Annotated in this window: 12 protein-coding genes; 3 read left to right on the forward strand and 9 right to left on the reverse strand. The window is 64.9% G+C overall.

The window, feature by feature from the left end:
• The gene (locus tag ACZ5BO_RS00775; RefSeq protein ID WP_025131567.1) at positions 1-1,335 is read left to right on the forward strand and encodes a dihydroorotase; all 1,335 of its coding nucleotides are present in this window, start codon (positions 1-3) and stop codon (positions 1,333-1,335) included.
• A gap of 25 nt (positions 1,336-1,360) precedes the next feature.
• Positions 1,361-3,250, forward strand: coding sequence for a threonine--tRNA ligase (thrS, locus tag ACZ5BO_RS00780; RefSeq protein WP_464697749.1), 1,890 nt, complete (start codon positions 1,361-1,363; stop codon positions 3,248-3,250).
• 100 nt (positions 3,251-3,350) lie between these two features.
• Here thrS and ACZ5BO_RS00785 read toward each other — a convergent pair whose 3' ends face one another.
• On the reverse strand, positions 3,351-3,875 hold the full coding sequence (locus ACZ5BO_RS00785; RefSeq protein ID WP_025131569.1) for a DUF3617 domain-containing protein: 525 nt from the start codon (positions 3,873-3,875) through the stop codon (positions 3,351-3,353).
• A 189-nt stretch (positions 3,876-4,064) separates the two neighbouring features.
• On the opposite strand from ACZ5BO_RS00785, the gene cls reads away from it, so the two are divergent.
• Complete coding sequence (gene cls / locus ACZ5BO_RS00790; RefSeq protein WP_025131570.1) at positions 4,065-5,504, forward strand: cardiolipin synthase; 1,440 nt, start codon at positions 4,065-4,067, stop codon at positions 5,502-5,504.
• 24 nt (positions 5,505-5,528) lie between these two features.
• Here the strand turns inward: cls and cfaB are convergent, their stop codons facing one another.
• The 8 genes from cfaB to hflK (ACZ5BO_RS00830) all read right to left on the reverse strand — a co-directional run bounded on the left by cfaB (position 5,529) and on the right by hflK (ACZ5BO_RS00830) (position 14,889).
• The gene (cfaB, locus tag ACZ5BO_RS00795; protein WP_025131571.1) at positions 5,529-6,716 is read right to left on the reverse strand and encodes a C17 cyclopropane fatty acid synthase CfaB; all 1,188 of its coding nucleotides are present in this window, start codon (positions 6,714-6,716) and stop codon (positions 5,529-5,531) included.
• Positions 6,717-6,801: 85 nt separating this feature from the next.
• Entirely contained in the window at positions 6,802-7,590 is a 789-nt protein-coding gene (locus ACZ5BO_RS00800) for an HvfC/BufC N-terminal domain-containing protein (RefSeq protein ID WP_025131572.1), read from the reverse strand.
• The gene (gene bufB / locus ACZ5BO_RS00805; protein WP_464697753.1) at positions 7,581-8,426 is read right to left on the reverse strand and encodes an MNIO family bufferin maturase; all 846 of its coding nucleotides are present in this window, start codon (positions 8,424-8,426) and stop codon (positions 7,581-7,583) included. The genes ACZ5BO_RS00800 and bufB overlap by 10 nt, the downstream gene beginning before the upstream one ends.
• Before the next feature lie 70 nt (positions 8,427-8,496).
• Positions 8,497-8,748 carry a BufA2 family periplasmic bufferin-type metallophore gene (bufA2, locus tag ACZ5BO_RS00810; protein ID WP_025131574.1) on the reverse strand — a complete coding sequence of 84 codons (252 nt, stop codon included), beginning with the start codon at positions 8,746-8,748 and terminating at the stop codon, positions 8,497-8,499.
• Between the two features lie 186 nt (positions 8,749-8,934).
• A complete protein-coding gene (locus ACZ5BO_RS00815) occupies positions 8,935-10,836 on the reverse strand; it encodes a heavy metal translocating P-type ATPase (RefSeq protein WP_464697755.1) in 1,902 nt (633 codons plus the stop codon).
• Positions 10,833-11,891: a protease modulator HflK gene (hflK, locus tag ACZ5BO_RS00820; RefSeq protein ID WP_464697757.1), complete on the reverse strand. Its 1,059-nt coding sequence runs from the start codon at positions 11,889-11,891 to the stop codon at positions 10,833-10,835. Before hflK (ACZ5BO_RS00820) ends, ACZ5BO_RS00815 begins: the two co-directional genes overlap by 4 nt.
• Positions 11,888-12,934, reverse strand: a complete 1,047-nt coding sequence (gene hflC / locus ACZ5BO_RS00825; RefSeq protein WP_464697759.1) for a protease modulator HflC — start codon at positions 12,932-12,934, stop codon at positions 11,888-11,890. The genes hflK (ACZ5BO_RS00820) and hflC overlap by 4 nt, the downstream gene beginning before the upstream one ends.
• Complete coding sequence (gene hflK, locus ACZ5BO_RS00830) at positions 12,931-14,889, reverse strand: protease modulator HflK (protein ID WP_464697761.1); 1,959 nt, start codon at positions 14,887-14,889, stop codon at positions 12,931-12,933. The genes hflC and hflK (ACZ5BO_RS00830) overlap by 4 nt, the downstream gene beginning before the upstream one ends.
• Positions 14,890-14,968: the final 79 nt, after the last annotated feature.

Below are 14,968 nucleotides of genomic sequence, written 5' to 3' on the forward strand. Positions count from 1 at the left end.
ATGAGCCGAATCCTCATTCGCAATGCCCGCCTGGTGAACGAAGGCCGTGAGTTCGAAGCCGACCTGCTGGTGAAACAAGGCCGCATCGAAACCATCGGCAACCTTGACCACCTCAGCGCCGAACAGGAAATCGACGCCCAGGGCCAATGGCTGCTGCCGGGAATGATCGACGACCAGGTGCACTTTCGCGATCCCGGTGCCCCCGACAAAGGCAGCCTCTATTCCGAATCCCGGGCCGCCGTGGCGGGTGGCATCACCAGCTTCATGGACATGCCCAACACCTCGCCACCGACCCTGAGCCTGGCTGCGCTGAACGACAAGAAGCGCCGTGCGGCGATCACCTCGGCGGCCAACTACGGCTTTCACTTTGGCGTCAGCAACGACAACCTGGACATCGTCGCTGCCCTCGATCCCAAGGAGGTGGCCGGGGTCAAAGTGTTCATGGGCGCCTCCACCGGCAATATGCTGGTGGACGATCCGCAGGTCCTCGACCGGCTGTTTCGCGAAGTGCCGACCCTGCTCCTGGCCCATTGCGAACACACCCCGAGCATCCAGGTCAGGCAGCAGCGCTGGCAGCAACTCTATGGCGAGCAGATCCCCGCTGCCGCCCACCCGCGCATCCGCGACGCCGAGGCCTGCTACCGCTCCTCGTCCCTGGCGGTGGCACTGGCGAAAAAACACGGCACCCGCCTGCACGTCCTGCACCTGACCAGCGCCCGGGAACTGGCACTGTTCGAGGACCGGCCCCTGGCGGAAAAAACCATCACCGCTGAAGTCTGCGTGCATCACCTGCTGTTCGATGACCGTGACTATTCGCGCCTCGGCCACCTGATCAAATGCAACCCGGCGATCAAGACCCAGGCTGACCGCGATGCCCTGCGCCAGGCCCTGAACAGCAACCGGCTGGACGTCATCGGCACCGACCACGCGCCCCACACCTGGGAGCAGAAGCAACAACCCTACGCCCGCGCCCCTTCCGGCCTGCCCCTGGTGCAGCACGCCTTGCCGGCGCTGCTGGAGCTGGTAGCGGACCAACTGCTGCCCCTGACCACCCTGGTGGCCAAGACCAGCCATCGGGTGGCCGACCTGTTCGCCATCACGGACCGCGGCTACCTGCGCGAAGGCTACTGGGCCGACCTGGTGCTGGTTCGCGCCGAGCCCGAAGGCAAGGCGGTGGACAGCCAGCCGATCCTCGCCCAGTGCGGCTGGACCCCTTTCGCCGGCCAACGCTTCCGCCACAGCGTCAGCACCACCCTGGTCTCGGGCCAGCTCGCCTGGCACCAGGGGCGCCTGTACGACCAGTGCCGGGGCCTGCCCCTGCGCTTCAACCGCTAATTCGCCCTGACAAGGACCCCAGCAGATGATCCGCATCACCCTGCCTGATGGCGCGTGCCGTGAGTACGACCAGCCGTTGTCGGTATTCGAGGTCGCCGCCAGCATTGGCACTGGCCTGGCCAAGGCCGCCGTGGCCGGGCGGGTCGATGGCCGCCTGGTGGACTGCGACTACCAACTGCAGGCCGATGCTCACCTGAGCATCGTCACCCCCCGCGATCCCGAGGGCCTGGAAGTGCTGCGCCACTCCTGCGCGCACCTGCTGGCGATGGCGGTAAAGCAGCTGTATCCCTCGGCCCAGATGGCCATCGGCCCGGTAACCGAGGACGGCTTCTTCTATGACTTCGCCTACGAGCGTCCCTTCACCCCCGAAGACCTGGGCCTGATAGAAGCGCGCATGAACAGCCTGGCCGCGACCAACCACAGGCTGCACCGTCGCGAGCTGCCTCGGGAACAGGCAGTGGAATATTTCCAGGCCCGGGGCGAGCACTACAAGGTCGAGCTGATCCGCGACCTGCCGGCCGACGCGGTGCTGTCGCTGTACCGTCAGGGACAGTTCGAGGACCTGTGCCGCGGCCCACATGTGCGTTCGACTGGACTGCTGCGAGCCTTCAAGCTGACCAAGGTGGCCGGTGCCTACTGGCGCGGCAACGCCAGCAACGCGCCCCTGCAACGGATCTACGGCACCTGCTGGGCCACTCGCCAGGACCTCGACGCTTACCTGCTGCGCCTGGAACAGGCCGCCAAGCGCGACCATCGCAAGCTGGGCCAGCAACTGGACCTGTTCCATTTCGACGAGTGCGCGCCGGGCTCGGTGTTCTGGCACGCCCGGGGCTGGACCCTGTTCCAGCAATTGATCGGCTATATGCGCAAGCGCCAGGAGCAGGCCGGCTACCAGGAAGTGAACACCCCGGACGTGATGGACCGCGGCCTCTGGGAAACCTCCGGGCACTGGCAGAACTACCGCGATCACATGTTTACCACCAGCACCGAGGACCAGCGCACCTTTGCCCTCAAGCCAATGAACTGCCCGGGCGCCGTGGCGATCTTCGGCCATGGCCTGAAGAGCTACCGCGACCTGCCGCTGCGCATCGCCGAATTCGGCAAGGTGCATCGCTACGAACCTTCAGGCGCGCTGCACGGCCTGTTGCGGGTGCGTCACTTCACCCAGGACGACGCCCACATCTTCTGCACCCCGGAACAGATGCAGGACGAATGCGCCCGCACCATCGCCCTGGTGTTCGACATCTATCAGGAGTTCGGCTTCGAAGACGTGACCGTCAAGCTTTCCACCCGCCCGGCCCAGCGCATCGGCAGCGACGAGGTCTGGGACCAGTTGGAAAATGCCCTGATCGGGGCCTTGCAGAGCCTGCAGATCGACTATCAGATCAACCCGGGAGAAGGCGCCTTCTACGGCCCCAAACTGGAGTTCGTGCTGCGCGATGCCATCGGCCGCGACTGGCAGTGCGGCACCCTGCAAGCGGACCTCAACCTGCCCGAGCGCTTTGCCATCAGTTACATCAGCGACACCGGCGAGCGGCGCCAGCCGGTGATGCTGCACCGGGCGCTGTTCGGTTCCCTGGAGCGTTTTATCGGCATCCTCCTGGAACACCACGGCGGCGCCCTGCCCCTGTGGCTGGCTCCGCAACAGGTCGTGGTGCTCAACATCAGCGAGGCCCAGGAGGACTATGCCCGCGACGTCTGCGAACGCCTGCGCCGACATGGGTTGCGCGCCGGCACCGACCTGCGCAATGAAAAGATCGGCTACAAGATCCGCGAACACAGCCTGCAGAAAGTGCCCTACCTGCTGGTGATTGGCGACAAGGAAAAGGCCGGCGGCTACGTCAGCCTGCGCAGCCGCAACGGCGATGACCTGGGGCGCCTCAGCGTGGAACAGGCCCTGGCCTGCATCTGCTAGCCGCAGGTTCAGGCCAGGCCGCGGACGCCCGCAGGCAGCGGTGATCCCTTGCCGAAGATGTGCGCCGGGATACCAGGGCCAGCAGCACGCTGGATCCGCCTCAGGACGCTCGCGGCTTCACCGTCCCACAGTCCTGCCCCAGCCACACCGCGCGGGTGTCCATGCTGCCCTTCTGCTGCAGGCCGGTGGCATTGAAGGTGCCGATCACATGGGTGGTGAACTCGCGGTCGCTGATGAATTGCGCCACTCCGCTGCCCTGGGCTTTCGGGCAACTGAAACGGAATTTCCACTGGTTGCCGTTACGCTCGGTGACCTGCTGCTGGCAGCCCGATTGCGGGTCCTGCAGCGGAATGGTGTCTGATTGCACCTGGGCCGGGGTCAGGCAGGCACGGATGCCCTTGCCGCCCATGGTCACGCCTTGCTTCTCCAGCATGGCCCGCTGCTCCGGGGTCATCTGCTGTTGCAATTGCCCCAGAATCAGCGACAGGTCCGGCAGGTTCTGGTCATCGACCTTCATGTTGCTGCTGGTCAGCTCCCACAACCCCGGCTGCAGCATCTGCGCCTGCGCAGCCACTGGAAACACCAGTGCCGCAGCCAGGGACCAACCCAGTAAACGAAGTTTCATCGAATGACTCCTAGACAGTAGTGGCCGTTAGACTTCGGCCGAAGCGCGGCGTTGCATGCAGAATAAAATAGCGACATTCGCTGTGGAACATGGTCTGTTAGGGATTGTTGCCGCCCGGCCCAGCCACCTGACTCGTCATCCGACAGGTACAGGCCCCAGGCATTGAATCTTCAGGAGCAAGGTTGCCCCATGGATTATTTTGGCCCGCACATCTTCGGCTATCTCATCGCACTGCTGCACTTTCTCGGGCTGATTGCCGCGATCCACGCGGTGCTTACCGTCAGGACCGCCCAGGGCGCCATCGCCTGGGCCCTGTCCCTGATGTTCATGCCCTACCTGACCCTGATCCCCTACCTGGTGTTCGGCCGCAGCACCTTCGACGCCTATATCCAGGCCCGTCGCCAGGCCAACGTGGAAATGCACAAGGCCATCAACGAGCTGAACTGGCGCCCTTGGGTCGAAGAGGCACTCACCGCCCGAGCCTCCAAGGCCTATGCCTCACTGCGGGCCATGCCCAAGCTCGGGCGCATGCCGTGCCTGGCCAACAACCAGGTTCGCCTGCTGGTGAACGGCGACGCCACTTTCGAGGCGATCTTCAACGCCATTCGCCGTTCCCACAAAGCGGTGCTGATCCAGTTCTTCATCATTCACGACGACGACCTGGGCCGACGCCTGCAGCGCCTGCTGCTGGAGAAAGCCGCCGAGGGTGTGTCGATCCACCTGCTCTACGACCGCATCGGCAGCCATTCCCTGCCCGCCAGCTATGTGCAGACCCTGCGCGATGCCGGGGTCCAGGTGCACGCCTTTGCCACCCGTAGTGGCTGGCTCAACCGGTTCCAGGTGAACTTTCGCAATCACCGCAAGATCGTGGTGGTGGACGGCATGCTGGGGTTTGTCGGCGGGCACAACGTCGGCGATGAATACCTGGGCAAGAAGCCGCCCCTGGCGCCCTGGCGCGACACCCATGTCCAGGTCAGCGGCCCGGTGGTGGCCTGCATGCAGGAATCGTTCGCCGAGGACTGGTTCTGGGCCTCACGGGAGCTGCCGCCGCTGATCCTCCCGGACACCTACCCGGATGGCGGTGTGCTCTGTCAGTTTCTGGCCAGCGGCCCGGCCGATGCCTACGAAACCTGCTCGCTGTTCTTTGTCGAGGCGATCCACGCGGCCACCGAACGGGTGTGGATCACCAGCCCGTACTTCATTCCCGACGAGGCAGTATTCGCTGCCCTGCGCCTGGCGGTGCTGCGGGATGTGGACGTGCGCATCCTCCTGCCGGCGCGGGCGGATCACCGCATCGTCTATGCCGCCTCCAGCCTGTTCGCCTTCGAGGCAGTGCGCGCGGGCGTCAGGGTGTTCCGCTATCAGCCGGGGTTCCTGCATCAGAAGGTGGTGCTGATCGACAACGAGATCAGCGCCATTGGCAGCGCCAACCTGGACAACCGTTCGTTCCGCCTGAACTTCGAGGTGATGCTGCTGACCGTGGACGACGACTTCGCCACCGAGGTGGAGCTCATGCTCGAGGCCGACTTCGCCAAGGCCCGGGAAGTCGCCAAGGAAGAAAGCCGCCAGATCCACCGCCTGCAACAACTGGGCATGCGGGTCGCGCGGCTGATTTCTCCTATCCTGTGAACTCGTCGGGGCCCAGCCCCGACCTCAAGGGTGGTACAGGTCGTCGCGGGTCCAGGGCAGTTCATGGCTGCCATCGGCATGGGGTTTGACCGCGAGGATCTGATGCAGGTTGATCCAGCCCTTGGCGAACGCATAGGCACAGCCCGCCAGGTAGAGTCGCCAGATTCGCAACGCCTGCTCCGGAACCTGCTGGGCAGCGGCGGCCAGATTGTCTTCCAGGCGCTCGCTCCAGTGATCCAGGGTACGGGCGTAATGCATGCGCAGGCTTTCTACATCGACGATTTCCAGGCCGACCTCACTGATCTGCGCCGAGATCATCGCCAGGTGCGGCAGCTCGCCGTTGGGAAAGACATAACGCTCGATGAAATCTCCCGCGCCGCGGCCCACCGGGCGCCCGTCGGTATGCTTGGCGGTGATCCCGTGGTTCATCACCAGGCCGCCTTCGCGCACCGCATTGAACAGGGTCTGGCAATACTCCGGCAGGTTGGCGTGGCCCACGTGTTCGAACATGCCGACGCTGACCACCTTGTCGAAGCGGCCATCCTGGGGCAGGTCGCGATAGTCCAGCAGTTGCAGCTCCACCAGGTCGTCCAGGCCTTCGGCACTCACCCGCTCCCGGGCCAGGGCCAGCTGTTCCTTGCTCAGGGTGATGCCGAACACCTTGGCGCCGAACTCCCGGGCCGCGTAACGGGCCAGGCCGCCCCAACCGCAGCCGACGTCCAGCAGGTAATCCCCGGGTTGCAGGCGCAGCTTGCGGCACAGGTGACGGAACTTGGCCTGCTGGGCCTGCTCCAGGGATTCGCTGCCAGTCTCGAAGTAGGCACAGGAATAGGCCATGTCACTGTCGAGCCAGAGCTGATAGAAGGCGTTGGACAGGTCGTAGTGATAGGAAATGGCCGCGGCGTCGGTGGCCTTGTCGTGCAATGTACGCACAGGCTGGTTGTCGTCATTCTCGTCCAGCAGGGCCTGGCTGAGTTCGTCGCATACCCGGATGACTTCGCTGATGGAGCCTTCGAGCTCCAGCTTGCCCTCGACGAAGGCCCCCCCCAGGGCGTCCAGGCTGGGATGGGTGAATTGCGCGACCAACTGCGGGTCCTTGACCACAATGGTGACGTTGGGCTCGGGCCCAAGATTGAACTCGTGGCCGTCCCAGAGCCGCAGGCGTAAGGGCAATTGCAGATTCTGTAAGGCCGGTGGAAGTTGCGTGAGCATGAAAAATCCCCCCTTGTTTCAGACGTCTGAAATGAGGGTAGACCATCCTAGAAATTAGCAGGGCTATCGATGTGATAGCGCTTTTCTATGATTCGCTGCGTACCACCAGGCCTTCCTCGACCCACTGTTTCAGCCAGGTAACCGCCTGCAGCGCAGCCCCCTCGGCATAAGTGACGGCCAGCTCGGCACAGAGTTCCGCAAAAATCCACTGTTCCTCGATCATGCCCCGCAATGCCCAGGCTTCTTGCGCCGACAGGCTGCGATAACGGCAGACCCGGTCCGCTCGCCAGACCAGGCACACCTGCTCCTGGTCGAGTAACCCGGTGTCGGGGAAATCCGCCTGGTCCTTGACTGCGCGCCACTGGGCGACGCTGTTGTAGCGACAGACCAGCCATTGCACGCAAGGCGCCAGGCGCAATTGCAGAAGTGGCCACTCTTCAGCGCTCAGAACCGCCATGGCCGGCACCGTCAGCACCTGGGCTTCGGCAGCATCGAACGCCAGGGTAAAGGCCCATTCCAGACGCGCCAGTTCCGCCAGGGGCTCGCCCTGCTCCGCTATCAGGTGCCCCTGAATGAACTCGGCGAATCCCTGCCCCAGCCAGCGCAAGCTGAAATGCCGGGACGGCGTTTGACGAATATAGGCCGCCGCCAGTTGTTCAAACTCCTCATCCCCCAACCAGTGCCAGATTGTCGGGAAGTCGGTGCCCATGACCTCTTGCAGGCGGGCCAGGTAAGCGTTGTGGTAGATCGCCAGGCCGGTGTCGACATCCAGGGTCGGGCCGCCGATCAGGCTGTCGCCCAGCTCATTCGCTGCCCGGGGCTGCCCGGCAAGCAGGTAGGCTTCAAAGGCCAGTTGCCAGTCGTTCAGGCGCATTGCTGCCTCCCGGCCAAGGTTTGCCGCCCCAGGTCACGGGCCTTGTGCAACTCCCTGAGCAGCTCGCTCAGGGGCGGGAAATGGTCGTCGCGCTCCAGCAAGGTGGCCACCGGGCCCAAGTGTTCGAGGGTGCTTTGGTACAGCGCCCAGACCGGATCGCACACCGGATGGTCGTGGGTGTCGATCACGTAGTCGCCATAGTCCTGGTGCCCGGCCAGGTGCAGTTGGCGCACGCGCTCGGCCGGCAGCCCCTGGATGAAGTGCCAGGGGTCGAATCCATGGTTGCGTGAACTGACGTAGACATTGTTCACGTCCAGCAACAGTTCACAGCCGCTGAGCTGGCTCAGGGCGGCGAGAAACTCCCACTCGCTGAACGAGTCCGCCGCTGCGCGCACATAGCTGGAGACATTCTCCAGCACCAGCGGACGCTCAAGAATCTCCTGCACCTGACGCACCCGACCCGCCACGTAGACCAGGCTTTCTTCGGTGTAGGGCAACGGCAGCAGGTCGTGCAGTTGATGGGCGTTGCCACGGCTCCAGCACAGGTGATCGGACACCCAGGCCGGCTCGACTCGCCGGGCCAACTGCTTGAGCTGCGCCAGGTAATCCAGGTCCAGGGCATGGGGACCACCGATGGACAGCGACACCCCGTGCATCACGATCGGGTAACGCTCGGCAATGGCGTCCAGGTAATACAGGGCCTTGCCGCCTTCGACCATGAAGTTCTCGGACACCACTTCGAACCAGTCGACATCCGGTGCTTCATCGAGAATCTGCTGGTAGTAGGCACTGCGCAAACCCAGGCCGTAGCCCAGGCTTGAAGATAAATCAGACATCGTGAACTCCTTGCGAAGTGGCCGCAGTGGTGGGGTTGCCAAGGCCACTGCGGCAGCACTCGATCGCCGCTTACTCGCCGACTTTGCCGCCCGCTTTTTCGCACGCCGACTGAGTCATGGCCTTGAAGCCCTGGCCTTTGCAGGCGCCCATGCCCTTGCAGGCGTGGTCCTTGGTCTTGCAGTCGTTCTGGCCTTTGCAAGCGTTGACGCCGTAACAGTGAACCTGGGCATCGGCGGCCGATGCTTGAGTGACGACACCGGCAAACATGGTGGCGGCAGCAAAAGCCAAGGCAGCGCCGGCAGCGGTTTTCTTCATGTTCATTTTTATTTCCTCAAGAGTCGCAGGGGGAGCGACGGGAAGCTTGTTCAATCCCGTCATAGCACTAGAGAGGGAAGCGATCCCGGCGTTACAGCCGGGATCAAAATAAATATGAAAAGTGCAGAAAGGCCTCACCGGCAGCTGGGTTCTTCCCCGGGCGATGGCGTTGCGCGAGCAGCAAAGCCCTCTTCAGAGCTTCAACAACGGCTCCTGAAACCGCAGCAGGCGCCCGGCATTGCCCAGCACCAGCAAGGTGCTGAGGTTGTGCAGTATCGCGGCGATCATCGCCCCCGCCGCCCCCAGCCAGCCGAATGCGGCAAAGGCGACGATGGCCAGGGTCCAGCCCAGGCCGATGATCACGTTGACCTGCAGGGTCTGCCGGCACTCGCGGCTCAGGCGCACGCAGGTACCCAGGCGCCGCAGGTCGCTGCCGATCAGCACCACGTCCGCCGAGGCCAGGGCAATGTCCGCGCCACCGGCGCCCATGGCGACGCCCACCACCCCGGCCTTGAGCGCCAGGGAATCGTTGATGCCGTCCCCTACCACCATCGGCCGGAAACCCTTGGCGATTTCCCCGAGCACGCGCTTGAGCTTGTCTTCCGGCAGGGCTTGGGCCTCGACATCACTGATGCCCACGTCCAGGGCCAGGCTGTCCGCCACGCTCTGCCGATCCCCCGTCAGCAGCAACTGGCGCCCCAGCCCCAGTTCGCGCAGTTCACCCAGGGCCTGCCGGGCTTCGGGTTTGACGCTGTCCGCCAGCAGCAACCACCCCAGGAACTGGCCATCGAGCGCCAGACCGGCGATCGGTCCGTCATGGGCCGGCACCGGGCGAGTGCTGATGCCCAACTGCTGGAACAATTCCGGACGCCCAAGAGCCGCCTCGCCCTCCTCGGTCCGCGCTACCACACCCAGGCCCTGGCGCTCATGAATCTCACTCAAGGGCCAATGCTGCTCCGGGGGCACCAGCCCTGCCAGTGCCCGGCTCACCGGATGGCTGCTGGCAGCACCCAGGCTGGCTGCCAGATCGAGCATGCCCGGTTGATCTTCCCCGAGGCTGTCGATGGCCTGCAGGCGCAAGCTGCCGTAGGTCAGGGTGCCGGTCTTGTCCACCACCAGCGAGGTCAGGTCCGCCAGCTCCTCGAGAAATGCCGAACTGCGGATCAGGATGCCGTGGCGCGCCGCCACGGCGATCCCGGCGATGGCAGTGGCCGGCGCCGAGAGCACCAAAGCACAGGGACAGGCGGCCACCAGCACCGCGAGCATGGCCTGGGCATCATTGGTGATGAACCAGGTCACGGCTGCCAACAGCAAGACCAGCACCAGATAACTGCCGGCATAACGCTCCAGTAACCGGGTGATCGGCGGCTTGGCCCGCTCGGCGCCTTGCATCAGGGCAATCACCTTGCCCAGGGTCGACTCCTCGCCGGTACGGGTCACTTGCACGCGCAACAGGCCATCGAGGTTGATTGCCCCGCCGAACACTTGCGTACCCACAGTTGCCTCCAACGGCACCGACTCACCGGTGATCGGCGCGGTGTCCAGGCTCGCTTGGCCGGATACCACCAGGCCATCGGCGGGCACCCGATCTCCCGCGCGAACTTCCACCAGGTCACCCGCCTTGAGCTCGGCGTTGTCCACTTCCTGCACGCTGCCATCGGCCTGCACCCGCCGCGCCTGGCTGCGGGTCAGGCGGCCCAGGGCATGGATGGCTTCCTGGGAGCCGATGACGCTGCGCTCTTCCAGCACATGGCCGAAAATCATGATGATCGGCAGCAAGGCCGCGGTCAGCAGGTCACCGGTGGCCCAGGCGCCCAGCATGGCCAGGGCGATCAATTGGTCGGTGATGCCATGCAGGCTCGGATAGCGCAGGCTGAACCAGGCCGAGCGCATCACCGGCACCGCCACCAGCAACGAAGCCACGCCCAGCAACAACTGGCTGACGCCGATTTGCTCGGGGGCCAGCCAGCGCCACACCAGGCCAAGCCCCAACAGACCCAAGGCCAGCATGGCCAGCGTCAGTTGGCGTGCGGCGCTGCGTTGTTCGGCCGAGGTCAGCATGCTGACGGGAGCCGCGTGGGTAGAAGCACTCATTGTTCGGCTCCCTGAATGATCAGGCGGGAATCGTCTTGGGGATTGACCGTAGTCACCGAGCCAGCCTGCCCGAGGATCTTCGGCAAGCGCTCACGGTAGAGACGCAGGAGCATTTCCGGATCACTGCCATTGCGCTGGGCCTCGGCCAGGCTCTGCACGGTGGCTGTCTGGGCACGGGCCAAAGCCAGGCGTTCGCTGGCCTGGGCATGGGCCACTTGCAGGCTGCGATCGGCCTGTTCGTTGGCACCCTGGGTCAGTTTTTCCGCCTCGGTACGGGCGTTGGCCACCGCCTTGTCGGCTTGCTGGCTGGCCGTCAGTACCGCGTTGAAAGCACTCACCGCCGGTCCCGGCAGGCTCGATTGCACGTCCACACGAGTGACTTCAAGGCCGATTCCCTGCCCGCTGGCAGTCAGCTCTGCCAAACGCTGATTGATGCCTTGCAGCAGGTCGCCACGCAAACGCTCACGACGCTCGGCAGCTTGATGATCGTTGCCGATCAATTCCGGGCGTGCCACCAGGATGGTGTCCAGGTCGCGAGCAGCGGTCAGCGCCAGGGCGCTGCGTGTCACCAGCCTGTCGAGAGCCGGCAGCACATGGTCGCCCTGCAAGACATAGGCAAAGGGTTCGCTGACCTTGTAGAAGACTCGCACATCCAACTGCACCACCCCGGCATCGCCAGTCAGCAGGTAGCCCGATCCCGCCAGGGCATCGCTCAATGGCGTGGCCAGGCTCGCGACCCGGTCCCCTTCCAGGGCTGCGTCGGAGCGCAGTAAACCTTCGACCCGACGCTCCAGCACCCGATCGGCGGCCGGTAACAACACCACCTGTTCAAATGGACGGGGCCAGGCCAGCAACAGCCCGGCGTTCTGCACCCGTTGCAGGGCGCCGAAGTGCAGGACCAGGGCACGATTCTGCGGATCAATCTGCCGCACATTGGAGCCAGCCCAGGCCAGCGCCGCCAACACCGTGACCGCGTACAAGGCGATAAACGCCAGGCGGCCGGCCTGAATCCACGGGCTGCTCAACTCACTTGTTCCACGTGGAACCTTGTTCATGGCTGCGATCCGCCGGCTTTACCCGGCAGGCTCGGCGGCCCGTCCACCAGCACCCGGAACGGTGCCGCATCCGTGCGCAGGATCAGCTTGGTGCCAGGGGTCACCACGGTGCCAAGGGTGTCCAGGGAGCGCAGCAGGTTATACAGCTGCGGCGAACTGGCGTAGGCGCGGCCATAAATCTGCGCGGCCTCGACCCGGGACTGGGCCTCGATATCCGCCGCCTTTACCGTGGCGTCGGCCTGGACAATCCGCGCGTCGCGCTCGGCGGCGGAACGAATCTGCGCCGCCTCGCGCTTGCCGACAGCCGTGCGTTCAGTGGCGATGGTTTCCCGCTCGGCACGCATGCGATCCACGGTGGCGGTCAGGGTCACCGACGGCAGGGTCAGGCGTTCGATGCCCACCTGCACCACTCGCACCCCGTAGGTGGCGAGCAGCTGCTGGTCGATCTGCTTGCGCAGCTGTGCTTCGAAGTCGGCGATCCGCACCTGGCTGGCATCGGTGTTCACCAGATTGGCCAGGTCGAAACTGCTGGCCGTGGTTTCCAGGGCCGAGCCGACAAAGGTGCGGATCTGCCGCGCGGCTTCATCCGGCTGGTTCTGCACCGCCCGCATGAAGCGCTGCACGTTGTCCGGATCGCCCTGCACCCGCCAGGCCACATAGGCCTGGACGATGATGCGCAAACCGTCACGGGTGCCGACATCCTGCAAACCGCTGGAGGTGGTGCGCAAGCGCAGGTCCACTGGAATCGCTGCTTCGAAAGGCGCCGGCCAGCGCCAGTTCAGCCCCGGCTCCAGCAGCACCCGCGCCGGATTGCCGAAGCGCGTGATCACCGTGGCTTCGCCGGAGCGCACCTGCACCAGGCAAGCGGCAGCTACGGCAAACAGCACCAGCAGCAGCGCCCAGCCCATGCGCCGCCAGGGGAAAGGCCCCGCCTCGGCCGGCGCGCCGTGATGGTGGTGGTGATGACCGTGATGGTGATGATGGCCATGCCCATGGTCGTGATCGTGGGCGGCGTGATCGTGGGAGTGGGAGGACTGGCTCAATGGACGGCTCCTGGCTGAGCGGCTTTACGCGGCGCCAACGGGTCGGCCGGCAAGGTGAACGTACGCAGATCGAGGGTCGGCGAACTGGCGCCCCCCAGACGATGATCAAGAATCAACAGCTTGGCCTGGCTCAGGCCCTGGCTCAGTTGGCCCAGGTACTGCTCCAGGACAAAGGCCTGGCCTGCACTGGCATAGGCTTTCTGCTCGGCAGCAAAACGCAGGTCGGCGGCCTGGGCCACAGCCTGCACTTCGCGAGCATCGGCACGGGCCTGGTCATTGGCGACGCTGGCCTGCAGCAGCGCCTGGTTGGTCTGCTCGGCAGCCGCGCCACGCTCCCGGGAGATCAGGGCCTGGGCGCCGATCTGCGCCGCTTGCACACCGTGATAGGCATTGGCCGCGCCAGCCGGCGGATGAATCGCCTCGACCACCGTGGCGAGGATTTCCACGCCGCTGTCGAGCTTGCCCAGATCGGCCTGTACCGCCCTGCCGATATCATCTGCCAGGCGGGTACGGTCTTCCCCCAGCAGGCCGTCGAGGGTGCGCGAAGCAAAATCGTGCACCAGCACCCGGCTCGCCGTGCTGCGAATCAAGGTCGGGACGTCGCTGCTGTTATAGGTCGCCGCCAGGGCGGCTGCGTCATCCAGGCCGATACGGTAGACGAAGCGTACGTCCATGTTGACGATCTGGAAGCTCTGCTGCCGGGCATTGCCGCTGGCGATCACCTGGGATTTGTCATTGACGTGGCTGGCGTCCCACAGGCGATTGGCAATCAGCGGCGCCGGACCTTCGGCCGGCGCGAGTTCAAGGGGAGGTTGCGGGGTGTCGCCGACGCTGGTGGCCAACTCGTGGACCACGCCGTTTTCCACGGTCAATACCCGTCCCAGAGGCCAGGGCAGGCCAAGGTGCAAGCCGGGGCCGAACACCGCGACCGGTTTGCCGAAACGTTCGTAAATACCGCGATTGCTGATGGAAAGTTCATGAACGCCGGTCAACAGCCAGCCCACCAGCAGCACCAGCGCCAGTACCGGCAGGAACGCCCTGCGCATGTAGGCGAAGGCCCAGATCTGCCTCAGGTCGATGCCAAACCGGTTGTGCAATTCGTGCTGCAGGCTCAGCAGCGGCTGTGGCGGCCAACGCACCAGCTCGGCGATAAAACTGTGGGCCAGCAAGCGGGGTTCCAATTTTTCGCGTTGTGGGCTGAACAACGACAGCAGTGCCCGCAGCAGCAACTCGCCGGCCACCAGCGCCGGCAGCAAGCCCAGCAACACTGCCAAGCGTACCGGCCACAGGGCGGTGTCGCTGCTGAACAGCAGGCACAGGGCGCTGAGCAGCAAGCTCACGATGGCCACTCGCAACAGCTGGGCCAGGGGCCCGGCCTCCGGCCATTGCGCCACCGGCTCCTGGGCCAGTTGGCGCTCCAGCACCAGCAGGGCAAACGCCAGCAGCAGTGCCAGCACTGCGGCAACGCTGGCGCTCAGGCCAAGGGCGGTGGCGGGCAACGACAGGTTGAAGACCTGCACCGTGCAATAAAGGATCAGCACCGACCAGCCAGCGAGCCACAGGGTCGGCGCGCCGATCTGCTGCAGCAATCGCCGCCAGCGTATCGCCAGTGCGGCCCAGAGCCCTCCGAGGGCCGCGCCGGCCGGCTCCTCCACAACCTGTGGCAGCGCTGCGGACGGAGGATTGATCGCCTCTTCCCGCCAGCGGCTGACCCAACAGGCCGATTGCAGCCCCGCCACCACCACCAGCAAGGCACAGGACAGATTCACCAGCACCACCGGCCAGATCGTCAGCGCGGCAAACAGATCGACGAACACCGCCGTCACCAGCCCCAGCACCGCCAGGCCAAGCAGCAATGCACCCCAACGCTGCAGGCGCCCGGCATGAACCCCTGCCTGCTGGAAGCGTGGCAGGGCGGCCACTTCGGCCCCCTGTGTTTCAAGATCGACTTGCATACCACCCCGCCGCTCTGGTCCGGCCCTGTGGATAAATTTCAGGCCGAAGATACTTGACACAATTCGTTACTATATAACG

It is taken from the genome of Pseudomonas sp. FFPRI_1, assembly GCF_055384485.1.